This is a genomic window from Variovorax sp. OV084, assembly GCF_900111625.1.
Taxonomy (GTDB): domain Bacteria; phylum Pseudomonadota; class Gammaproteobacteria; order Burkholderiales; family Burkholderiaceae_C; genus Variovorax.
The window spans coordinates 213,015-234,796 of record NZ_FOII01000006.1 but is presented as its reverse complement, the minus strand read 5'-3'; the positions used below and the strand labels follow the sequence as shown (position 1 = coordinate 234,796).

Annotated in this window: 21 protein-coding genes; 11 read left to right on the top strand and 10 right to left on the bottom strand. The window is 68.4% G+C overall.

Features of this window, described 5'->3' with window-relative positions:
* The 4 genes from BMW87_RS18415 to fhuF all read right to left on the bottom strand — a co-directional run bounded on the left by BMW87_RS18415 (position 1) and on the right by fhuF (position 5,589).
* Entirely contained in the window at positions 1-2,391 is a 2,391-nt protein-coding gene (locus tag BMW87_RS18415; RefSeq protein ID WP_093077847.1) for a TonB-dependent siderophore receptor, read from the bottom strand.
* Positions 2,392-2,556: 165 nt separating this feature from the next.
* A complete protein-coding gene (locus BMW87_RS18410; protein WP_093077845.1) occupies positions 2,557-3,858 on the bottom strand; it encodes a lysine N(6)-hydroxylase/L-ornithine N(5)-oxygenase family protein in 1,302 nt (433 codons plus the stop codon).
* 91 nt (positions 3,859-3,949) lie between these two features.
* Positions 3,950-4,786 (bottom strand): formyl transferase, encoded by an 837-nt coding sequence (locus BMW87_RS18405; protein WP_093077844.1) that lies wholly within the window; start codon positions 4,784-4,786, stop codon positions 3,950-3,952.
* 62 nt (positions 4,787-4,848) lie between these two features.
* On the bottom strand, positions 4,849-5,589 hold the full coding sequence (fhuF, locus tag BMW87_RS18400; RefSeq protein ID WP_093077842.1) for a siderophore-iron reductase FhuF: 741 nt from the start codon (positions 5,587-5,589) through the stop codon (positions 4,849-4,851).
* A 268-nt stretch (positions 5,590-5,857) separates the two neighbouring features.
* Between fhuF and BMW87_RS18395 the strand changes: the two genes are divergently transcribed.
* The 7 genes from BMW87_RS18395 to BMW87_RS35510 all read left to right on the top strand — a co-directional run bounded on the left by BMW87_RS18395 (position 5,858) and on the right by BMW87_RS35510 (position 13,386).
* On the top strand, positions 5,858-7,549 hold the full coding sequence (locus BMW87_RS18395) for a cyclic peptide export ABC transporter (protein ID WP_093077841.1): 1,692 nt from the start codon (positions 5,858-5,860) through the stop codon (positions 7,547-7,549).
* A complete protein-coding gene (locus BMW87_RS18390; RefSeq protein ID WP_093077839.1) occupies positions 7,546-8,130 on the top strand; it encodes a Fur family transcriptional regulator in 585 nt (194 codons plus the stop codon). The genes BMW87_RS18395 and BMW87_RS18390 overlap by 4 nt, the downstream gene beginning before the upstream one ends.
* 21 nt (positions 8,131-8,151) lie before the next feature.
* Positions 8,152-9,315 carry an efflux RND transporter periplasmic adaptor subunit gene (locus BMW87_RS18385; RefSeq protein ID WP_093077838.1) on the top strand — a complete coding sequence of 388 codons (1,164 nt, stop codon included), beginning with the start codon at positions 8,152-8,154 and terminating at the stop codon, positions 9,313-9,315.
* Positions 9,312-11,324 (top strand): ABC transporter permease, encoded by a 2,013-nt coding sequence (locus tag BMW87_RS18380; RefSeq protein WP_093077836.1) that lies wholly within the window; start codon positions 9,312-9,314, stop codon positions 11,322-11,324. Before BMW87_RS18385 ends, BMW87_RS18380 begins: the two co-directional genes overlap by 4 nt.
* Positions 11,325-11,338: 14 nt before the next feature.
* Entirely contained in the window at positions 11,339-12,769 is a 1,431-nt protein-coding gene (locus tag BMW87_RS18375) for an efflux transporter outer membrane subunit (protein WP_093077960.1), read from the top strand.
* A 213-nt stretch (positions 12,770-12,982) separates the two neighbouring features.
* The gene (locus tag BMW87_RS18370) at positions 12,983-13,162 is read left to right on the top strand and encodes a hypothetical protein (protein WP_093077835.1); all 180 of its coding nucleotides are present in this window, start codon (positions 12,983-12,985) and stop codon (positions 13,160-13,162) included.
* Between the two features lie 92 nt (positions 13,163-13,254).
* A complete protein-coding gene (locus BMW87_RS35510) occupies positions 13,255-13,386 on the top strand; it encodes a hypothetical protein (protein ID WP_256216822.1) in 132 nt (43 codons plus the stop codon).
* 13 nt (positions 13,387-13,399) lie between these two features.
* Here BMW87_RS35510 and BMW87_RS18360 read toward each other — a convergent pair whose 3' ends face one another.
* Together BMW87_RS18360 and BMW87_RS18355 are read right to left on the bottom strand one after the other, a co-directional pair.
* On the bottom strand, positions 13,400-14,464 hold the full coding sequence (locus BMW87_RS18360) for a FecR family protein (protein WP_256216821.1): 1,065 nt from the start codon (positions 14,462-14,464) through the stop codon (positions 13,400-13,402).
* Entirely contained in the window at positions 14,461-15,078 is a 618-nt protein-coding gene (locus BMW87_RS18355; protein ID WP_093051594.1) for an RNA polymerase sigma factor, read from the bottom strand. Before BMW87_RS18355 ends, BMW87_RS18360 begins: the two co-directional genes overlap by 4 nt.
* 311 nt (positions 15,079-15,389) lie before the next feature.
* On the opposite strand from BMW87_RS18355, the gene BMW87_RS18350 reads away from it, so the two are divergent.
* Positions 15,390-16,142 carry a siderophore-interacting protein gene (locus BMW87_RS18350; protein ID WP_093077832.1) on the top strand — a complete coding sequence of 251 codons (753 nt, stop codon included), beginning with the start codon at positions 15,390-15,392 and terminating at the stop codon, positions 16,140-16,142.
* A 23-nt stretch (positions 16,143-16,165) separates the two neighbouring features.
* Here BMW87_RS18350 and BMW87_RS18345 read toward each other — a convergent pair whose 3' ends face one another.
* Both BMW87_RS18345 and BMW87_RS18340 read right to left on the bottom strand, forming a co-directional pair.
* Positions 16,166-17,599 (bottom strand): FAD-binding oxidoreductase, encoded by a 1,434-nt coding sequence (locus BMW87_RS18345; RefSeq protein WP_093077830.1) that lies wholly within the window; start codon positions 17,597-17,599, stop codon positions 16,166-16,168.
* Positions 17,596-18,069: a DUF2069 domain-containing protein gene (locus BMW87_RS18340; protein ID WP_256216820.1), complete on the bottom strand. Its 474-nt coding sequence runs from the start codon at positions 18,067-18,069 to the stop codon at positions 17,596-17,598. The genes BMW87_RS18345 and BMW87_RS18340 overlap by 4 nt, the downstream gene beginning before the upstream one ends.
* Here BMW87_RS18340 and BMW87_RS18335 point away from each other — a divergent pair.
* Positions 18,068-19,279, top strand: a complete 1,212-nt coding sequence (locus BMW87_RS18335) for a YihY family inner membrane protein (protein ID WP_093051585.1) — start codon at positions 18,068-18,070, stop codon at positions 19,277-19,279. The genes BMW87_RS18340 and BMW87_RS18335 overlap by 2 nt on opposite strands.
* On the opposite strand, the gene BMW87_RS18330 is transcribed toward BMW87_RS18335, so the two are convergent.
* A complete protein-coding gene (locus tag BMW87_RS18330; protein WP_093051582.1) occupies positions 19,276-19,614 on the bottom strand; it encodes an Mpo1-like protein in 339 nt (112 codons plus the stop codon). The two genes, BMW87_RS18335 and BMW87_RS18330, sit on opposite strands and share 4 nt — an antisense overlap.
* A 123-nt stretch (positions 19,615-19,737) precedes the next feature.
* On the opposite strand from BMW87_RS18330, the gene BMW87_RS18325 reads away from it, so the two are divergent.
* A complete protein-coding gene (locus BMW87_RS18325) occupies positions 19,738-20,124 on the top strand; it encodes a thioredoxin family protein (protein ID WP_093077829.1) in 387 nt (128 codons plus the stop codon).
* A 14-nt stretch (positions 20,125-20,138) separates the two neighbouring features.
* A complete protein-coding gene (locus tag BMW87_RS18320) occupies positions 20,139-20,801 on the top strand; it encodes an NAD-dependent epimerase/dehydratase family protein (RefSeq protein ID WP_093077827.1) in 663 nt (220 codons plus the stop codon).
* A 9-nt stretch (positions 20,802-20,810) separates the two neighbouring features.
* Here BMW87_RS18320 and BMW87_RS18315 read toward each other — a convergent pair whose 3' ends face one another.
* Positions 20,811-21,752 (bottom strand): LysR family transcriptional regulator, encoded by a 942-nt coding sequence (locus BMW87_RS18315; RefSeq protein ID WP_093051573.1) that lies wholly within the window; start codon positions 21,750-21,752, stop codon positions 20,811-20,813.
* Between the last annotated feature and the right edge of the window lie 30 nt (positions 21,753-21,782).

Genomic DNA, 21,782 nt, shown 5'->3' with positions numbered 1-21,782 from the left:
TCAGAACTTGTACCGGGCGGTCAGGGTCGCCGCGCGCAGGGTGCCCTGGTAGCACTCGCCGTGGTAGCAGATCGAGTTGTACTTCTTGTTCGCCAGGTTGGAGACGTTGAGCGCGAAGCGCCACGGGCCGGTTTCGTAGTGCACGGCCGCATCGACGAGCGTCACGCCGCGTTCGAACGTGGTGTTGTACTCGTCGTTCTGGCGTTTGCCGATGTAGCGCACGCCGCCGCCGAAGCCCAGGCCGTTGCCCAGGGTGTAGTCGAGCCACACCGAGGCGGACTGCTTGGGCACGAGCGGCGGGATCTTGCCGACTTCGTCCGGATCGGCGCTGGCGAGCACCTTCATGTCCAGCCAGGTGTAGGCAGCAGCGATGTTCAGGCCCGGTGCGAGCTCGCCCTTGGCCTCCAGCTCGATGCCGCGTGAGCGCTGCTTGCCGATCTGGCGCCCCTCGGAGGTTGCCGGGTCGTAGGTGACCACGTTGGTCTTGCGCAGGTCGAAGGCCGCGGCGGTGAACAGGGTGCGCGTGCCTTCGGGCTGGAACTTGACGCCGACCTCGACCTGCTTGCCGCGGCTGGGATCGAAGGGCTGGTTGTTCGCGTCGACGCCGCTGTTGGGCAGGAAGGACGTGGTGTAGCTCATGTAGGGCGCCCAGCCGTTGCCGAGCAGGTAGCTAAGGCCTGCCCGGCCGCTGAACGCACTGTCCGATTTCCGGGTGAAGGTCTCGCTCAGGTAGTTGCTGGTGCTCTGGCGTACCTGATCCTGGCGGCCGCCGACGGTGAAGACCCATTTGTCGCCGAACTTGATCTGGTCCTGGGCGTAGATGCCGATCTGGCGCGTCGACTGCGACAGATCGGTCACCGGGATGGTGGGCGTTGCCACGGCTTGGCCGTAGACGGGTGCGAGCACGTCGAGGTCTGGTGCCGCGCCGCGGAAACGCCGCTGCTTGCCGTTCTGGTCGGTGTAGTCGAAACCGAGCAGCACCGTGTGCTGGACGGAGCCGTACTGCAGCTTGCCCTGCACGTTGGTGTCGAGCGTTGCCAGGTTCACGGGGTCGTTCCAGCTTCTGGCAACGCGGGAGAGCGTGCGCTGGTCATCGCCGAGCGAGCCGGCCCAGACCGCTCGCCTGTTCAAGTCGATCCTGCTGTAGCGGAAGTTCTGGCGGAGGGTCCAGGTGTCGTTCAGGGCCGTTTCGAAGCGGTAGCCGATGGCGGCCTGTTTCTGCTTGAGCTGGCCGAAGCTGTAGTCGCCCACCTTCACGGGGTAGAGAACGTAGTCCTGGGTGAGGTAGTACGGGTCTTCAGACGTGTTGTTCTTGAGGTACTCCGCAAAGACGGTCAACGAGGTCGTTGCATTGGGCTGCCAGCGCACGGAAGGCGCGATGTAGGTGCGCGTGTGGTTCAGCTTGTGACCGTCGGGGTATCTGTCCTGGTCGTTGCTGTCGAGGCCTACGCCAACCAGGCGATAGCTCAGATCGGTGTTGTTGCCGATCTTGTCGCCGAGGTCCAACGCCAGTTGCTTGCGTTGGTAGCTGCCGTACTGGAGTTCGATTTCGCGGCTCTTCTCCCCGGTCGGCTCCTTGCTCACGCGGTTGACGATGCCGCCTGCGTCGCCCTGGCCGAACACCATCGACGACGGGCCGCGCAATACCTCCACGCGCTCCAGCCCATACGGTTCGCTCAGGTAGTAGGTGGGGCCGAACGCCGGCTGGGCGAGCCCGTCCCGATAGACGCCGTTGGCGGAAGTGCTGAAGCCCCGCAGCAGGATGTATTCCCAGCCACGGTTGTCGGGGCCGTACGTGTTCGTCGTGACGCCAGGCGTGTAGCGAATGGCCTCCATGACGTCCTGCGCGCCGCGCGCCTCCATTTCATTGCGGCCGATGATGGAGATCGACTGCGGCACTTCGAGCACCGGCGTGTCGGTCTTGGTGGCCGTGCTGCTGCGGCGGGCCACGTAGCCGGTGACCGGGCCGGTGGGCGATTCGTCGGCGTTGGCCACCACCTGCACCGCGGGCAGAGTGCCCTGGGAGCTGGCAAGGTCGGCGGTGCGGCGGATCGTGAAGCTGCCGTTGGCGGCGCGCGTCGCCTCGAGCGAGGTGCCGGCGAGCATCTGGCCCAGGGCCTGATCGACCGTGAGCTTGCCTTGCACGGCGCGCGAGTTCTTGCCCGCGACCACCTCGCCGGCAGCAAACACCTGCACGCTGGTCTGGCGCGAGAGCTCGTTGAGCGCTGCACCGAGTGCCTGCGACGGCACTTTCACGTCGAACACCTGCGCCACGGCCTGGCCGGAAGCCTGCGCTTGCGCTGAAGCCAGCGGGGCCCAGACGGTGAGAACGGAACCGAACGCCGCGGCAAGCGCGGCATTCAGCAGATGTTGACGAGGCAGGGGACGCATAAAAGAACAACTCCAGTTTTTGAATTACGACGCATTCACATTCAGGTGCGGATGCCGGCCCAACTTCCGGTCTCTGGCGCATCTATGAGTAAGACGTTCGAACTCATCAAACAGAGACACTCTCCCTGCACAAATCTTTAGTACGCCGGGTGCGGCGCCGGAATTTCAGTTCTGGACGGCCTCGGGTTCCGGCCGGAGGTGCACTGCCGCGCCGGCCGGCGTGGCCAGCAGGGCGCTGCCGATTTCGCCGGTTCTGACCGAGGTGACGGACAGCAGGGTGTCGCTCAGGCCATGCGAATCCTCGCAGGCGCCTTGCAGGTAGATGGCCGGATGGAAGTCGGGCGTGGCCAGGACGCGGTAGTGCCGGTCGACCTCGTAGCTGCCGAGATAGCCCGCCAGCGGCGCGAGCAGAGCCTTGTGGTGCTCCCGGACATAGCCGGTGGCGAGCACCACGGCGTCGTAGCGCAGGGCGTGCTCGCGCAGGGCGTTCTGGTCCCACAGCGTGAGGTGCACGCCCTGGTCGTCGGCCATGACGTTGCGGATGTCGTGCCGGCGCAGGAAGCGCAGGCGGTTGCCGCCGGTCACCCGCTGTTGGTAGAAGGCCTTGTAGATCTGCTGGATCAGCTCCAGGTCGGCCACCGCATAGTTGGTATGCCAGAACTCGTCGAGCAGCGCGGCGCGTTCCTCGTCGGAGCGGCTGAAGGTGTAGTCGGTGAACTCGGCGTTGAAGATCTCGTTCACGAAGGGGCTGTCGTCGGCCGGGCGGATCGAGCGCGAGCGCGTGACGAGGTCGACCTGCGGCGCGCCGGGCCGGCCCTGCAGGTCCATGAAGATCTCGGCCGCGCTTTGCCCCGCGCCCACCACGGCGATGCGGCGGGCGTCCGGCAGCTGTGCGATGTCCTGCAGGTAGCTGCTCGAATGGAAGACGCGCGGGTCGTTCCGGAGCGTGCGAAAGCCGTCGGGGATGTTCGCCATGCCGCCGATGCTGACCACGAGGTTGCGCGCGAGCCGCTCGACCAGCTTGCCCGCATGGTTGCGCGAGCGCACGCGCAGCAGGGCCACCTCGCCGCCCTTTTCTTCGGGCAGCACCTCGAACACCTCTTCGCCGTAGGCGCAGGCGTCTTCGAACTGCTCGGCGGCCCACGAGAGGTAGTCGTTGAACTCGTGGCGGCTGGGGAAGAAGCTCTTCAGGTTGGCGAAGTCGGTCAACCGGCCTTTTTCGTGCAGGTAGTTGATGAAGGTGAAGCGGCTGGTCGGGTTGCGCAGCGTCGCCAGGTCCTTCAGGAAGGAGATCTGCATGTGCGCGTGGTCCAGCAGCATGTGCGGGTGCCAGGCGAAGCTCAGCTGCTTCTCGATGAACAGCGCGTCGAGCGGCCGGCCGGCATGGCGTTTTTCGTCGAGGGCGATGGCCAGGGCGATGTTGGACGGGCCGAACCCGATACCGACCAGATCATGGACGTGTGGCATTGAAATCAACTCCTGTGGTGGAGGGCGGCGCGCCGCATGCGGCAGCCCACCCTGGGCCGTGTGTAAGAAGACGCTCGGCGGCGCGGGATGTTCACGCTTCCACGGTCTCGGCCATCAGGGCCAGGCCCTGGTGGAGCGCGGGAAAGAGGCTGCGGTTGAAGTTGTTCCAGCGCAGCTCGAGGATGGTGTCCGCGGGGTCGATGTCGGTGCCCAGCACGTCGAAGATGACTTCGCCCGAATCGATGCCGGTGTCCACGTAGTGGAAGGAGGCGCCGGTCTTCAGCACCGGCTCGATCGCGACCGTCTCGCGCGTGCGCCAGTCGACCACCCGCTGGCCCTTGGCGCCGTACAGCGCGTCGAGCGTGGCCCAGGCGCCGCGGCGCTCGAACGGCGACTCCAGGCGCGTGATGCCCGGATGGATGTTCACGATCCGGCGGAAGAAGGGACTTTCGGGGCGCGCCAGCTGGTCGAGGATCACCAGCAGGCCGTCGAGCACGACAAGGTCAGCCTCCAGCGCGGTGAGCCGCTCGAGCAGGCGCTGCTCGAACTCCTTCTTTCCGGCTGCGCGCTCGGCGGCCGCGTCCAGCGGCAGCCGCCGGTAGGTCGACGGTACGTTGTGGAAGATGTCGTTGGCCCGGCGGCCCTGCACCTGCAGGTCGCCCGGGTAGATCCATTGGCGGGCCGGATCGAAGCCGAAGCCGTAGTCCTGCAGCGCCTGGCGGTCGCGCGGCGAGCCCTCGTCGTCGTCGAAGAGCACGGCCTCCAGCGAGTAGGCATCGCCCAGCGGCGTGCGCTCGAGTGCCTCGGCCAGGTACTCCAGCGGGGACTTCATGTAGCGCTGCCCGCCCTTGTAGTCGATGTACTGGCCGGCCTTGTCGGCCGCCGCATTCCTCAGGGACATGATGTAGACGAGTTTTGCCTTGGACATGGATATGCGCTCGATGGATGGGTGGATGGAAGAAGTGATGACGTGATGACGTGATGGCGTTGTCAGCGGTGCGCCGGCGACAGCGGGCAAGCGCCGCAGTAGCCTTCGCGTGGCAACAGATGGAAGAGGCAGCACTGGCGGTGCAGCTTCACGGTCCGCTCGCGACCCTCGAGGCGCACGCGGATTTCGCGTTGCCGGCCGGGCAGGGGGTTGCTCCATGCCGGCCAGGCGGGGTTGTGCAGCAATTGCTGCCTGTCGCCGGCGATCGGCGGCGACCCGCCGGTCAACGCAAGCGCCTGGTCGAGCACCGGTTCGAGGTTGCGCGCCGCGTTGCCCCAGAGGATCTTGGCGGCGATGCCCGTCAGGCGGCACAGCGCAGAGAACAGCGGCTCCAGGTGCTGCCGCAGCAGCGCCGAGTAGCGTTCTTCGGTGGTCGCGCCGCGTTGCGGCTGGCCCAGTTCGCGGATGTGGAAACTCAGTGGGTGGGCGTGCGGGCCGAGGCGCACCCAGACCTGCTCGGCGGCAACGGGAAATCCATGCTGCAGCACGCTGGCCGCGGCCGCGACCGGCGGCAGCAGCATGCCGAGGTAGTCCAGGCTCCAGGCCGAAGCCACCGCGCGCAGGTCCTTGCCCTCGACCCCCAGGTGCGACGCATGCAGACGCAGCACACGGCCCAGCAGTTCGGGCGAGTGCACAAGGTCGGCAACGCGCAGCGCGCCCGCGGGCGGCTGCGGCGCGCACTGCAGCGCCTCGCCGTGCGGCGCCAGGTTGCCCTGGAACAGGGGTTCCAGCATGGCGATCATGGCGTCGTCGCGAAAGAGGGGGCGCCAGCGGTGCAGCGGTTTGCAGGGGGCATGAAGCTAGGACGGATGGGCCGCGCAGGTGTTCATGCCGCGCGGCGTGAACATTTGCGCGGGCCACCCGTCAAGTGGGGTACAGGCGGTCCGTTGCCGCCCGCAGCCCTGTAGCCCAGTCGGCGCGGCAGGGGTGCATCCATCCGTTTCGCGTCCGGCGGCAGGGCTTGCCCATGCCGCCGGACCCCAGTCGCCCAAGGGCGGAAAGAGTTCTTGCATGACAACTGCCCCCGCTCCCGACGGCGAGTTCGCACGCCTGCTCAAGCCGTTCCTGCCGTGGATCCTGCTGTCGGCGGTCATGGGCATCGGCGCGGGCGCGGCCACGGTCGCGCTGCTGAGCACCATCAACCAGGTGCTCAACCGGCAGGGCGGCCTGTCCGGCGGCCTGCTGCTGACGTTCATCGGGCTGTGCGCGGTGGCGCTGTTCGGGCGCATGGTGTCCGATGTCTCGACCAACTTCGTCGGCCAGCGGGTGGTCGCGCAGGTCCGCAAGAGCCTGGCGCAGAAGATCCTTTCGGCGCCCATCGATGCGCTGGAGCGCTACCGCACCCACAGGCTGATGCCGGTGCTGTCGCAGGACGTGGACATGGTCAGCGACGTGGCATTCGCGCTGTCCGCGACGCTGATCGCCTGCGTCACGGCGCTCGGCTGCCTGGCCTACCTGGCCTACCTGTCGCTGCCGCTGTTCGGTGTGCTGCTGGTGGCGCTGGCGATCGGCGCGACGGTGCAGGCCATGGCGCAGTTCCGCGGGGTGAGCGGTTTCTGGAAGGCGCGCGAACATGAAGACCAGCTGCACAAGGCCTACCGCGCGATCAGCGAGGGCGCCAAGGAGCTGCGCATGCACCGCGTGCGCCGCCAGCGCATGTTCGGCGGCCAGATCGAGCGCATCGTCGACAACATCCGCACGGTCAACGGGCGCGCGATCAACACCTTCGTCATTGCCGCCGCATTCGGTTCGGGCCTGTTCTTCCTGCTGATCGCGCTGATCCTGGGCTGGGCCTCGTTCCGACCGACCGAGCCCGCGGTGCTCAGCGGCTTCGTGCTGGTGCTGCTGTTCCTCAAGGGGCCGATGGACCAGATCGCCGGTGCCTTGCCTGCCGTGGGGCGCGCGCGAGTCGCATTCCGGCGCATTGCCGACCTGTCGGCGCGCTTCGCCACGCCGGAGCCGCACCTGCACGTCGGCCATGCCGGCAGCGAGCTGAAGTTCGAGCACGAGATCGCACTGCGCGGCGTGCGTTATGCCTTCGATGCGCCCGAGGGCGGCGAGGCCTTCGCGCTCGGGCCGATCGACCTGCGGCTTCGCCGCGGCGAGATGGTGTTCGTGGTGGGCGACAACGGCTCCGGCAAGACCACGCTGATCAAGCTGCTGCTCGGCCTGTACGCGCCGCACGAAGGCGAGGTGGCAATCGACGGCACCCCGGTGGGCCCCGAGCGCCGCGACGACTACCGCCAGCTCTTCACCACGGTGTTTTCCGACTTCTACCTGTTCGAGGACCTCGCAGCCGGCCCGGACGAAGAGCAGGGCGAGGCCAGCATGCAGGTGCTGCCGCAGCGCGCCTTGCCCTACCTGGAGCGCCTGGAAATCGCACACAAGGTGAGCCTGAAGAACGGTGCGTTCACCACCACGGACCTGTCGACCGGCCAGCGCAAGCGACTGGCGCTGGTGCACGCCTACCTCGAGGGGCGCCCGGTGCTGGTGTTCGACGAATGGGCCGCCGACCAGGACCCGACCTTCCGCCACCTGTTCTATACCGAGCTGTTGCCCGAGCTGCGTGCCAAGGGGCACCTGCTGGTGGTGATCTCGCACGACGACCGCTACTTCCACCTGGCCGACCGCATCATCACCATGAGCGCCGGCCGCATCGCGGACGACCGGCCCCGCGCCCACCTGGAGAGTCTTGCTGCATGACCGACGGCCCGCAAACCAACGATACGCAGCGGCCGGTGTTCATGTCGCAACTGCGGGCGGCGCGAATCCGGCCGTCCGTGGTCCGGCTGTGCGTGCTCCAGACGCTGGCGGACGCGGGCAGCGAATGGCAGCGCGGTGAAGAAGTCTTTCGCCGCATGCTGCTGCGCGGCACCTCGGCCAGCCTGACCACGGTCTACCGCATCCTCAAGGAGTTCGAACATTCGGGGCTTGTCGAGCGCGAATGGGCGCGCAGCCGCGGTGGTGCGCTGGCGGTGTTCCGCTACGCCGCGCCCGGTGCGGATGCCGACGCCTTGAGCGTGCGCATGCGCTGCAACGGATGCGGCACGTTCACCGAGGTGCAGGACCGCGAGCTTCACGAGGCGCTGGTGCGCGTGGCCCAGAGCAAGGGCCTGCCGCTCGCGGGCACCTTCGACGTGCAGATCCATGGCTCCTGTTCGTCCTGCGAGCACCGGTCCACGGGGGAATCGTCGAGCGAGCACCAGTCGTCGCGCGAGCACGGCAGGATGCTGCCGCTCGTGGGCTTCAGGGCTCGCCCGCGCGCGCAGCGCCTTGCCGCTTGACGAGGAGCCGGCGTGAGTGATGTGCGTCAAGGCGCCTGGCGCCGCCGTGCGGTCGCCGCGGTGCTCGTGTCTCTTTGCGCGGCGGCCGGCGCGGGGTTGCTCTGGGGAAGGGGCGAGCCGATGGACGTCGACTCCGTGCCAGTGGCGCGCGGCACCATCGAGTCCAGCGTCTCGGCACTCGGGGTGCTGCAGCCGCGGCACTACGTGGACGTGGGCGCGCAGGTCTCCGGGCAGATCCTTCGGCTGCACGTGCAGCCGGGCGACGTCGTAAAGCGGGGGCAGTTGCTGGTGGAGATCGATCCCAGCGTGCAGCGGGCCACGGTCGATGCGGGCCGTGCCTCGCTGGCGGGGCTGCGCGCGCAGCGCGACGACCAGCAGGCCCAGCACGTGCTGGCGCAGCAGCAGCATGCGAGACAACGCCAGATGGCTGCCGACGGCGCCACGCGGGACGAGGACGTGCAGGCCGCGCAAGCCGCGCTGGCGTCGGCCGGTGCGCGCGTGAGACAGCTCGAGGCGCAGATCGCACAGACCCAGGCGACGCTGAAGGCCGACGAGGCCCGCCTCGGCTACACCAGCATCTACGCGCCGATGGCCGGCACCGTCGTGTCGGTGGAGGCGCGCGAGGGCCAGACGCTGAACGCGACCTACCAGACGCCCAATGTGCTGCGCATCGCAGACCTGTCTTCGATGACGGTGTGGTCGGAGGTTTCCGAGGCCGACGTGCGGCGCATCAAGACCGGCATGCCGGTCTACTTCACCACGCTCGGCGAGAGCCAGCGCCGTTGGCAGGGACACGTGCGGCAGCTGCTGCCCGCGCCGCCGGCGCCCGAGAGCAAGACGGGCAGCGACAGCAGCGCCAAGCCTTCCGCCGCGGCGAGCAAGGTGGTGGTCTACACGGCGCTGTTCGATGTCGACAACGCCGACGGCGAGCTCATGCCGCAGATGACGGCCAAGGTCGCCTTCGTCGAGTACGCTGAAAAAGACGCGCTTTCGGTGCCGCTCGCCGCGCTGGTGCCGGTGACCGGCAGCAGCGACCGCTTCACGGCGCGCGTGCTTCGCCCCGATGGCAAGGTCGAGGTCCGGCAACTGCGCGTCGGCGTACGCAACCGGCTCGCTGCGCAGGTGCTGGAAGGCGCGCAGGCCGGGGACCGCATCGTCATCGCCGCCAGGGCTCCGAAGCCATGACGACCGCGGCGCATGCGCCGGGCGATGCACAGCGGCCGCTGATCGAGCTGCAGGGCATTCGCAAGTCGTACGGCGGGCGCGGTGGCCGGGGCGGCAAGGAAGCAGGGGCGGGCAGCCCGGCAACGACCGTGCTGCATGGCATCTCGCTGCGCCTGTACGCGGGCGAGTTCGTGGCCGTCGTCGGTGCTTCGGGCTCGGGCAAGTCCACGCTGATGCACATCCTGGGTTGCCTCGATCGGCCGAGCGCCGGGCGCTACCTGTTCGACGGCCAGGACGTGGCCAGCTTCGATGCCGACGCGCTCGCCTGGCTGCGCCGCGAGGCCTTCGGTTTCGTGTTCCAGGGCTACCACCTGGTGCCCAGCGAGTCGGCGCGCGAGAACACGGAAATTCCCGCGCTCTATGCCGGCATGCCGGAGGCCGAGCGGCGTGCGCGCGCCACCGCACTGCTCGAACGGCTGGACATGGGCGCGCGGCTCGACCATCGCCCGCACCAGCTGTCGGGCGGGCAGCAGCAGCGCGTGGCCATCGCGCGTGCGCTGATGAACGGCGGGCGCATCATCCTGGCCGACGAGCCCACCGGTGCGCTCGACAGCAAGAGCGGCGCCGAAGTGATGGCGCTGCTGCACGAACTGGCGGATGCGGGCCACACCATCATCCTCATCACGCACGACCGCTCGGTGGCCGCGCAGGCGCGGCGGATCATCGAGATCCGGGACGGGCGCATCGTGGCGGACTCGGGTGAGCACACCAGCGAAGGCGCGGCGGCAATCGCTGCAGCGCCGGCTCCGGTCTTCAGTCGCCCATCGGTCACTGGCGGCGCCTCGCTGCCTGCCGACATTCGCGAGGCGACGCGGGCCGCATGGCGGGTGATGTGGAGCAACCGGTTTCGCACCGGGCTCACGCTGCTGGGCATCGTGATCGGCGTGGCCTCGGTCATCGTGATGCTGGCGGTCGGCGGCGGCTCGCAGCGCAAGGTGATGGCGCAGTTCGAGACCTTCGGCACCCGCACCATGTTCGTTTCCGTGCAGCTCGCCAGCCTGCGCAACCCGAGCGCGCCGCTCACGCTGGACGACGCGCTGGCCGTTCGCGCGCTGCCCAATGTCGAAGGCGTCGCGCCCTACATCGAGGACAGGGTGGTCGTGCGCCGCGGCAACATAGACCACCTCACCGAGGGCGGCGGTGCCACAGTCGATTTCTCGCGAGTGCTCGGCTGGGGCGTGAGTCGGGGAGTGATGTTCGACGCCGAGGACGAACGGCGCATCGCCAAGGTCGCGGTGATCGGCGAAACGGTGCGCCAGCGCCTGTTCGCCGACGGGCAGGACCCCGTCGGACAGGACATCCTGGTGGACAAGGTGCCGTTCCAGGTCGTCGGCGTGCTGGCGTCGAAGGGCGCCACCAACGGCGAGGACCAGGACGACCGGGTGGTTGTGCCGCTGTCTTCCGCGGCCACGCGCGTCTACGGCCATCCCCACCCGACGTGGCTTGCAGTGCAGGTGCGCGACATCGACAAGGCGCAGGAAACGGCCACCGCCATCGAGGCGCAGCTCGAACGCCAGCAGGCCGGGCGCCACGTGCTGATATGGAACCGCGTCGAGGCGCTGCGCGTGCAGACCGAAACCGCGCGCGCCATGACGCTGATGCTGGGGCTGATCGCCATCGTGTCGCTGATCGTGGGCGGCATCGGCGTGATGAACGTGATGCTCATGACGGTGCGCGAGCGCACGCGCGAAATCGGCATCCGCGTGGCGACGGGCGCGCGCCAGCGGGACATCCTGCGGCAGTTCATGACCGAGGCGGTGCTGGTGACGTCGGTGGGCGGCACCGTGGGCGTTGTTGCCGGGCTGGGCATCGTCGTGGGGCTGATGCTGGCCGGCGTGCCGGTGCTGTTTTCGCTGGCGGCGAGCGTGGGCGCCTTCGGCTGCGCGGTGCTGACGGGCGTGATCTTCGGGTTCATGCCGGCGCGCAACGCTGCGCGGCTGGACCCCGTGGTGGCGCTGGCGGGGGAATGACGGTGTTGCTGCGAATGCGTTCCGGATGCGGCTGGTGGGCGGCTTTGTTGTGCGCGGCGCTGTTGTCGGGCTGCGCGCTGCATGGCGATCGCGCCGAGCGCGCGGTGGAGCTTCCCTCTGCATGGCGTCATGCGCAGGCTCGCGTCGACACGGGGCCGGTCGATGCGCAGTGGTGGCGCAGTTTCGGCAGCACGGAACTCGACGCGCTGATTGCGCGTGCGCAATCGCAAAGCAACGATCTCGCGGCCGCTGTCGCCCGGGTGCGGCAGGCCGACGCGCGGGCGCGCATCGCTGGCGCGGCGCTGCGGCCACAGGTGACGGGCACTCTCGGCGTCAGTCGCGAGGGCCGCCTGGGCGGCAATGCAACGGTTGCCGGCAGCACTTATGCGGTGGGTTTTGCCGCCAGCTATGAACTCGACCTGTGGGGCCGGGACGCCGCGCTGCGCGACGAAGCGCTGCAGGGCTTGCGCGCAAGCGCCTTCGACCGCGACACGGTGCGGCTCACCGTGACAGCCGATGTCGCCGCCACCTGGCTGCTGGCGCTGGCCCTGCGCGAACGCGCCGAAATTGCCGCGCGCAACCTCGACAACGCGCGCCGCGTGCTGGCGCTGGTGGAGTCCCGCAGCCGCGCCGGCGCGGTGTCGCCGCTGGATCTTGCACAGCAGCGCGGTCTGGTGGCCGCGCAGCAACGTGCGCTCGCAGCGCTGCATCAGCAGGCGGGCGACGCCGAGACCGCGCTGGCGTTGCTGCTGGGCACTGCGGCGCCGGCGTTCGAACTGCGGGGGCCGCGGCTCGATGCGCTTCAGGTTCCCGTCGTTGGCGCGGGCGCGCCTTCTGCATTGCTGGTGCGGCGCCCGGACATCGCACGCGCGGAGGCGCATCTGGCTGCGGCCGATGCCAACGTGCTGGCGGCGCGCGCCGCACTGCTGCCGACCGTCTCCCTGAGCGCCACGGTAGGCACCGGAGATAGCCGCTTCGGCAGGCTCTTCGACAACCCGCTCTATAGCCTGGCTGCCGGGCTGGCAGCGCCGGTTTTCGACGGTGGGCGACTGGCGGGCGGCCAGCACCTGGCCGAGGCGAGGCGCGAAGAATTGCTGGCCGCCTACCGGGGCGCGATCGTCGGTGCGTTCGCGGACGCGGAGACTGCGCTGAACGGCGTGTCGGCCATCGATGCGCAGGCAACGGCGCAAGGCGCCGAACTGGCCGAGGCGCGCCGCGCGGCAGATCTGTCGGAGGCCCGCTACCGTGCGGGCGCCGAGACACTGCTGACCTTGCTCGACGCGCAGCGCACCCTCTACACCGCGCAGGACCTGGCGGTCCAGTTGCGCATGGCGCGCTTGCAGGCACGGGTCTCGCTCTACCGTGCAATGGGCGGCGGATGGCGGCAGGCCCGGTGCGCGGATGCCGCACCCGCCGCAGTCGAAGGACATACCGAATGCGTTTGACGCTCGTGGCCCTGCATCGCCGGGCCGGCCTCCTTGAACATTCGGGGCCGCGGATCGTCTTTTTCTCTAGACGCCTGCGCGCCGGCATTTTCCGGTGCGCATCGGCCTCGACGGTCATCCCCCTGAATCAACAACACAGCGCCTGGAGTAGCAGTGGCCCCGCAAAACCATCCGGAGGCACCGTCCGCCGAGGAGACCGCATGGCGTCTCTACATGGACCTCCGAGAGAATCCATGCCGCACGGGCGCGTTGAAGCTGACGCACTGGCTGCGGGAAGACCAGGCGCATCCGCCCGCATTCGACCGCGCCCTGCGCCTCTGGGCATTGGCGGGCGCCGCCCTGGTCGTCAGCCGCCGCAGGAATTTTCATCCGCCCACGGGCGGGCTCGAATGAGGCGCGCCGGGTTGGCCGCGCACTGCCTCGTGCCCGATGAATGCGTCCGCACCGCGGCGTCGCTTTTCGCTTGCATGCACGCCTCGCCGACTTTGCAGAACACGGAGGAACTGGCCCGGTGGCTCGGGAAAGACCCACGGCACCTGCGCGCGCTCGACATCGCGCTGGCGGAGTGGGGCCTGGTGCAGTCCGGCCACCCCGTGGGGAATGTGCGCGGCGCCTGACGCGGCGAAGGACTCAGCGCGTTCGCAGGGTCACGCTGCCGTCCGGCTGCGGTTCGGCGGCCAGAGGCAGGATCGTCGGCAGGGCGGCCACGAGGCCGTCGGAATCGTTGGTGCGGAAACGGCCCGACAGCCGCATCGCGTCGACGCGCGAACTCGTGCTGACGATGGGCCGTGCGCGATAGCTGTTGACCGCGGCCAGAGCGTCGCCGAGTGGTGTGTTCTCGAAGACGAGCCAGCCATTGCGCCACGCGGACAGGGCTGCCGTGTCGGTTTGCCGCACTGCGGCGGCACGGCCGTCGTCGATTTCAAGCAGCTCGCCCATGCGCAGGTCGATCACTTCCGTCTCTGCGCCGGTGGACCCGTCGCGCGGCGGCATGTGCACGCGCACATGGCCATGCTCCACGCCCACGGTGATCGGGCCGCCACGGTCGCGCACGGTGAACGCGGTGCCGACTACTTCGATGGTGGCGCCGCGCGTGCGTACCCTGAAAGGGCGGTCTGCATCGCGCGCCACCTCGAAGCGCACTTCGCCGTGCGCCATGTCGACGGTGCGGTGCTGGCGATAGAGCGCCACGTCGATCGCGCTCTGCGGTGCCAGGTCGAGTTGGCTGCCGGGCGCGCCGCTGCGGCCGTCGGTCAGCGTCACCTTCAGCATCTGCGCGGTACGGGTTTCGTAGGCTGCGCGGAACACGGGTTGCTGCCAGTACCACTGCACGCCCCGGCCCGCGACCAGGCCGGTGCCCAGCAAGGCGGCGACCGAAAGCAGCATCTTGCGGCGCTGCTGCCGGTGCGTCGATGCGGCGGCAGTGGCGGCCGCGTTGGCCATCAGCGCGGCGTCGGGTTCGTCGAAGTGCGCGCGCAAGTCGTTCGCCATGCCGCCGAGTGCGTCCCAACGCTCGCGAGCCTCCTGCACGGCCGCTGCATGTTCCGCCGATTTGCCGCGCCACTGGTTGAGCAACGCGCGGGCGCGGCCCGCGGCCTCGCCGGGTGCGATCTCTCCTTCGACGATCAGCGCGAGCGCGCGCTCGATCAGCCGTTCGCGCGGAGGAGCGCTTGCCGCCATGCTGCCGCCGTTCACGAGAAGTCTTCGGCCAGCGCCGCGTCGAAGCCCGGCCGGCTCAGCACGACCTGCGGTTCGATCAGCTCCGAGCGCAACTCGGCAAACACGCGCGAGCAATCGATGGTGGCACGCAGCAGGTGCTTGGCCACGGCCATCTCGGTGATGTTCAGCCGCTGCGCAATTTCAGCGCGCGTGTGGCCGTAGGCGCGGAACAACAGGAATACCTCGCGCCGGCGCGGCGGCAGTTGTTCCATGGTTTCGACCACCCGCGCCAGCACCCGTTGCTGGGCCACGACGTATTCGCTGGACTGGGCCGTCTGGTGCGTGCCGATGCCCGCATGCGTGCTGACCCATTCCTGCGCGACCTTGCGCCGGCGTGCATCGTCGACGCACAGGTTGCGCGCCACGCGAAACAGCAGGGCGCGGGGCGATTCGATGGAATAGGCGGCGTCCTGCAGATCGGGCAGTGCATCGCCACGATTGCCGCCGCGCGTCTTGAGCGACGCCGCATAGACCCGCTCGAAGCTGGACTGCGCGATGTCGGCCGCGTAGTGCGGATCTCTCAGGTCGCGAGTGAGCTGCCGGCGCAAGTCCGCATAGTGAGCTACCAGTTCCTGAACGAGGTCGCGCATCCGGCCGCCTTCTCGCAAGCATCGACGATGGACCCCGGGGTCGTTCGCCAGAACGCACCGACGGATTCGCCTCGACTTCCACGTGGGAAGAGGCGAGCTGGCCGCAGAAGCATTTGGTTTTGAAAATCCCCGGGAGGGGTGAATAAGAACTATTCTTATTGGAGTGTATCACTGAATTGTTAGCCGAAGACATGACTGTGGCGCGTCGCGGATGAGCCGCCTTTGCCACTTTTGCCACCGGCTGTCGAAACTAACTTGTCAGATTCTCGCGGCGTTGCCGCATCCACTCACTGTCCAGAGAGTTCCTTCTTATGTCTTCTTCCCGTTTCGCGGCGCCTTCGCCTGATGCCCCCCAACCCGGGCTGATCGAACGCACGTTCACCCGCCTGTTCCTGCGTCCGGTGCGTGTCATTGCGGCCACCAGCCTGTCGACGCACTTCCGGTTCATCGACCTCGAAGGCGCGGCTTTCGAAGGCCATCGCTGGTCGCCTGGCCAGAAGCTCCAGATCAAGGCCGGCGGCACATTCGAGGCGCGCACCTACACCCCCGCGTCCTTGGATGTGGCGCGCGGCGTCATGCGCATCGTGGCGTTTGCGCACGGCGAGGGGCCGGGCAGCGAATGGGTGCGCCGCACCCGGCCCGGCGACGAACAGCAGGTGTTCGGGCCGCGCCGCTCGCTGGAACTCGAGCCGCTGCCGGCGTCGACGATCCTCTTCGGCGACGAGACCTCCTTCGGCCTCGCGGCGTCGCTGTGCGGCAGGGATGCGCCCGGGCAGGGCGTTCGCGCCGTGTTCGAGGTGAACGCCGTCGCCGAATCGCGTCAGGTGCTGGATGCGCTGGGCATCCAGCCGCTCGCGCTGATGGAGCGCCGCGCCGACGATTCGCACCTCGGCGAGGTGCTGGCCGCGATGGTGCCGCCCATGGACGGCAGCACGCACTATGTGCTGACCGGCAAGGCCGCGTCGATCCAGCAGGTGAGTCGGGCGCTCAAGGCGCAGGGTGTCGAGGCGCGGCGCATCAAGGCCAAGGCGTACTGGGCACCGGGGAAGACCGGGCTCGACTGAACGCAGTCCGCGAGCGGGCCAGGCTAGACCCGGATCACGCGGCCCGGGTTGAGGATGTTCTTCGGATCGAGCCCGCGCTTGATCGCCCGCATCATCTCCAGCGCCACAGGCGACTTGTGCTTTTCCAGCTTGTCGACCTTGAGCGAGCCCACGCCATGCTCGGCCGAGAACGAGCCGCCGAACTTCTCGACCGCGTCGTACACCAGCGTGTTGATGCGCTCTTCTTCGTTCTTCAGGAACGCCTTGGTGTCGATGTTCTCCGGCGCCTGCACGTTGTAGTGCAGGTTGCCGTCGCCCAGGTGGCCGAAATTCACCAGCCGCACGCCGGCGATCTCGCGTGCCAGCAGCGCATCGGTTTCTTGCACGAAGGCCGGGATGCGCGACACCGGAATCGAGATGTCGTGCTTGATGTTCAGGCCTTCCTCGGCCTGCGCGAGCGGAATGCTTTCGCGGATGTGCCACAGCTGGTGCGCCTGCGTGAGGTTCTCGGCCACCACCGCGTCGGTGACGCAGCCGTCTTCGAAGGCGGTTTCGAGCAGCGCCTCGAAGCGTGCGCGCGCGTGGTCTTCGGATTCGCTGTCGGAGTTTTCCAGCAGTACGCAGTACGGCACGGCCTCATCCTTGATGAAGGGCACGCGCAGCTGCGGCATGTGCTTGTCGACCAGGCTCAGTGCAAACTTGCCCATCACTTCGAAGCCCGTGAGGCCCGAGCCCAGGTGCTTGTGCGCAAGGCCCAGCAGCGTGACCGCATGGTCGAGCGAGGGCACCGCGGCCCATGCCGTGAGCTGCGCGGCCGGCAGCGGGTAGAGCTTCATGGTCGCGGCGGTGATGATGCCGAGCGTGCCTTCGCTGCCGATGACGAGGTCGCGCAGGTCGTAGCCGGTGTTGTCCTTGCGCAGGCCGCTGGTGCCTTCCCAGATCTCGCCCTGCGGCGTGACCACTTCGAGGCCCAGGCACAGCTCGCGCGTATTGCCGTAGCGAACCACCTGCGTGCCGCCCGCGTTGGTCGCGAGGTTGCCGCCGATGGTGCAGCTGCCTTCGGCAGCGAGGCTCAGCGGGAAGAGGAAGCCGGCCTTCTCGGCGGTCTCCTGCAGCGTTTGAAGAATGCAGCCGGCCTCGACAGTCATCGTGAGGTTGGCGCCATCGATGGTGCGGATCGCGTTCAGGCGCTGCAGGCTCAGCACCACCTGCGTGCCGCTCTCGTCCGGAATGGAGCCGACCGCGAGGCCAGTGTTGCCGCCCTGCGGAATGATGGCGGTGCCGGCGGCCGCACAGGCCTTCACCACGTCGGCCACCTGCTGCGTGGTGCCGGGCCGCACCACGGCCAGCGATTTGCCGCGCGCGCGCTTGCGCCAGTCCTGCTCGTAGGCAGTGAGGTCGCCCTCGTTCAGCACGTTCGCCGCGCCGACGATGGCGCGCAGTTGATCGATCAGGAAAGAAGAAGCAGCAGTGGTCATTGGGCGGAAGCCTCCAGTTGGCGGGCAGCGTTCTTGGCGTGGCGCAGGCGCAGCCGCACATGCCATGCGCAGGCCGCGAAGAGCACGAGGCACAGCAGCACCTCGACGAGCGCGAGCACCTGGCCCACGCCGTTGGTGTCGCTCCAGGCGCGCACCACGCCCTCGGTGAAATAGAGCCAGATCATCAGGCTGACCCAGCGGTAGGTGTACATGCGGTTCTTCCACAGACCCGCGAGCGGAATGACGAGCGGCAGCACCTTCAGCGCCAGCAGCGAGCCACCCGGGCGCAGCGGCGCCAGCCACAGTTCCCAGGCCAGGCCCAGCACGATGAGGCCGACGAGGCTGCCCACGGCGGCCCAGCGGGTCGCGCGAACGGAAGAGGGCGGGAGCGGAGTGTCGGACACGTTGGGCAGCGAAGGGAAGAGAGCGCCCGGCAGGCGGCCAGCGGCGACAAAAAGAGCGGATGGCATGATAGCCGCCATGAATCGCAGGCAACTCTGGAGGGATCTTTCGCGCTTCCCGTGGCGCAACACCGCAGCGGTGCTGGGCGAGCGTTTTCGCGAAGACCGGCTCGGCCTCACAGCCAGCAGCCTGACCTTCACCACCACCATCGCGATGGTGCCGTTCTTCACGGTGGCGCTGGCACTGTTCACCGTGTTCCCGATGTTCGCCAAGATGCAGGGCCGCCTGCAGCGCTGGCTCATCGAGAGCCTGATTCCCGACAACATCGCACGGCAGGTGCTGGGCTACCTGAACCAGTTCGCGAGCAAGGCCAGCGGGCTGGGCATCGCAGGCCTGATCGTGCTGCTGATCACTGCCATCGCGCTGATCCTCACCATCGACAAGACGCTCAACAACATCTGGCGCGTGCGCTCGCCGCGGCCGTTCGCGCAGCGGGTGCTCATCTACTGGGCGGCCATCACGCTGGGGCCGATCATCCTTGCGGTGAGCCTGTCGACCACTTCGTACGTGGTCTCGGCCACCAGCGACGTAGTGGGGCGCGGCATGGTCAAGCTGTTCTTCGACACCTTCGAGTTCGCGCTGCTCGCGGTCGGCATGGCGTCGCTCTACCACTACGTGCCCAACACCAATGTGCGGTGGTCGCATGCATGGGCCGGCGGCATCTTCGTGGCGGCCGCCATCGAAATCGCCAAGCGCGTGCTGGCCTACTACCTGAGCCTAGTGCCGACCTATTCGGTGCTGTACGGCGCCTTTGCCACGGTGCCGATCCTGCTGGTGTGGATCTACGTGGCCTGGGTGATCGTGCTGCTCGGCGCGGTCATCGCGGCCTATTTGCCCAGCCTGCTCACGGGCGTGGCACGGCGCGGCGGCACCGCGGGCTGGCCCCTGCAGCTGGCAATGGAAGCGCTTCAGCACCTGGCCCGCGCGCAGGCCACGCCGGCCAAGGGCATGGGCGCGACTGAACTGGTCACGCGCATGCGGGTCGATGCGCTGCAACTGGCGCCGGTGCTCGAAACACTGGTGGCGCTCGACTGGATCGCGCCGCTCGCGGAAGAGCCCGCCAACGAAGACCCGCGCTACGTGCTGCTCGCGGACCCTTCGACGCCCATCGAGCCGCTGCTGAAAGAACTGCTGATGCCGCAGGCCGAGCCGCTCGAAGACCTCTGGCAGAAGGGTCCGCTGCGCTCGCTGCGCCTGGGCGACGTGCTCCTGATCTAGATCTTCACCCGACCGAGCCAGATGTCGCGGTACATCGCCCAGTCGCCCATGAAGGAGTAAAGCGGCCGCTTGAACGAGGCCGGCTTGTTCTTCTCGAACCCGAAGTGCCCGATCCAGGCAAAGCCGTAGCCCGCCACCAGTCCGGCCAGCAGCCACAGCGGGTTGAGCGTGACCACCAGCGCCACCAGGCACAGCAGCGAAATGGTCGAGCCCGCGAAGTGCAGCCGCCTGCAGGTGAGGTTGGCGTGCTCGGTCAGGTAGAAGGGATAGAACTGCGCAAAGCTCTTGAATTGACGCGGATCGACGGCAGATCCTGGGGCAGTCGTGGTGTTCATCGTGCGAGTCTCCTGTGCCCCTGAAACCCGGTGGTCCCGGCGGATGAGGGCTTTGTCCATAATAGCCACGACCTTCCGGCCGCACCACCCCGGCCTTCCGATCACACTACCGACGCATCAGCCTTGAGCGCCCTTCCAAGCACCCCCGAATCCGTCGAGCCGGCCAGCAACGATGCGCCGTGGGTCGTGTGCCTTTGCGCCGAATGGTGCGGCACCTGCCGCGACTACCGGCCGCTGCTCGAAGAGGTGGCGCGCGCGCACCCGCAGTTCCGCTTTGCCTGGGTCGACATCGAGGACCACGCAGACATCGCCGACGCCTTCGACGTAGAGACCTTCCCGACCCTGCTGGTTGCGGGCGCCGACGGCACGCGCTTTCTGGGCCCGCTGCTGCCGCATGCCGAGACGCTGTCGCGCATGCTCTCCGCGCTGCAGCCGCCGAAGCCTTCGAGCCTTGACGTCGACCTGCTGCTCGCCGTGCTCAACAAGAAACCGGCCGTCTTCACGGTCTGACCGGAAGCCCCGTCATGAAAATCCTGATCTTCGGCGCCACCGGCATGGTGGGGCAGGGTGTGCTGCGCGAGTGCCTTCTGGCGCCCGACGTCGAGAGCGTCGTCGCGGTCGGCCGCAATGCCACGGGGCAGCAGCATCCCAAGCTGCGCGACCTGGTCCACAAGGACATGTACGACTACAGCGCCATCGAGCCGCAACTGCAGGGCTTCGACGCCTGCTTCTTCTGCCTCGGCGTGTCGTCGGTCGGCATGAAGGAGCCCGAGTACAAGCGCATCACCTACGACCTGACGCTGGCCGCCGCCACCGTGCTCGCGCGGCTCAACCCGGCCATGACTTTCACCTACGTGACGGGTGCCGGCACCGACAGCAGCGAGCGCGGCAGCAGCATGTGGGCGCGCGTGAAGGGCGCGACCGAAAACGCCTTGCTGCGCCTGCCGTTCAAGGCGGCCTACATGTTCCGCCCCGGCATGATCCAGCCGCTGCATGGCATTCGCTCGAAGACGCCGCTCTATGACGCTGCGATCGTCGTGCTCAGGCCCGTGCTCGGGCTGGCCCACAGCCTGTGGCCGAACAAGGTGACGACCACCGAGAAGATCGGCCGCGCCATGCTGGCCGTGGCGCGCAACGGCGCGCCGAAGGTGCTGCTCGATCCGGCGGACATCAACGCGCTGGGCTGAAGAGCTTCTTCAGGCCGCAGCGGCCCGCGCGCGCCCCAGCTTGCGCCGGCCCGCGCTGGCGATCGCGCTCACCAGGTGCCGCACGAAGTCCTGCGCCAACGGCGGCAGCGTGCGGCCTTCGAGCGCCAGCACCTGCAACTGCCGCTGCTGCAGCGGCGCCTCCGCAAAAGGCCGCGCCACCACCGTGCCCGCGTCGACCAGGTGCATCACCGTGAGAAGGCCCGACAGCATCACGTCGGGTGTGCGCAGCAAGGGCAGCAGCACTGAAGAGAAATTGCTCACGAACAGCGCGTGGTACTGCAGCCCCTGCAGGCTGCAGGCCTGGTCGAACAGCTGGCGCGCGGTCACGCCTCGGTCGCCCACGGCCAGCGGGTAGCGCACCGCATCGGCCACCGACACCACGCGCTGGCGCGCAAGCGGATGGTCGGGGCGCAGCACCGCGTACACCGGCGCGGTGGCCGTGTGCTCGATCTTCAAGCCCGGCTCGGGCGCAACCACGTACTTGAGCGCGATGTCGGTCTCGCCGCGCGCCAGCAGCGCGCTCACGCCGTCGGGCGAGCCCACGTGCAGTTCGAGCTGGCAGCCCGGATTCGCCGTCTCGAAGCTGCGCATCACCAGCGGCATGAAATGCCCCGCGAAGCCCTCGGTGCAGGCCATGCGAATGCGCCGCGCGCGTTGCCCGCCAAGATCGCGTACCTGCTCGACCACCTGCTCGATGTCGAGCTGCGCATTGCGCAGGTGCGCGGCCAGCCGTTCGCCGGCGGCGGTGAGCGCCATGCCGCGCGCATGCCGCTCGAACAGCGGCGTGCCCAGGCTGTCTTCGAGCTTGGCGATCTGCCGGCTCACCGCCGAAGACGCCACGAACAGCCGCGCCGCCGCCTGGTTGACCGAGCCGCTGCGCGCCACTTCGAGGAAGTGGCGCATCGGGATGCTGAGAAGCGGGAGAGTCATGACGCCAGGGTGTTGCCTTCAAGGCAATGG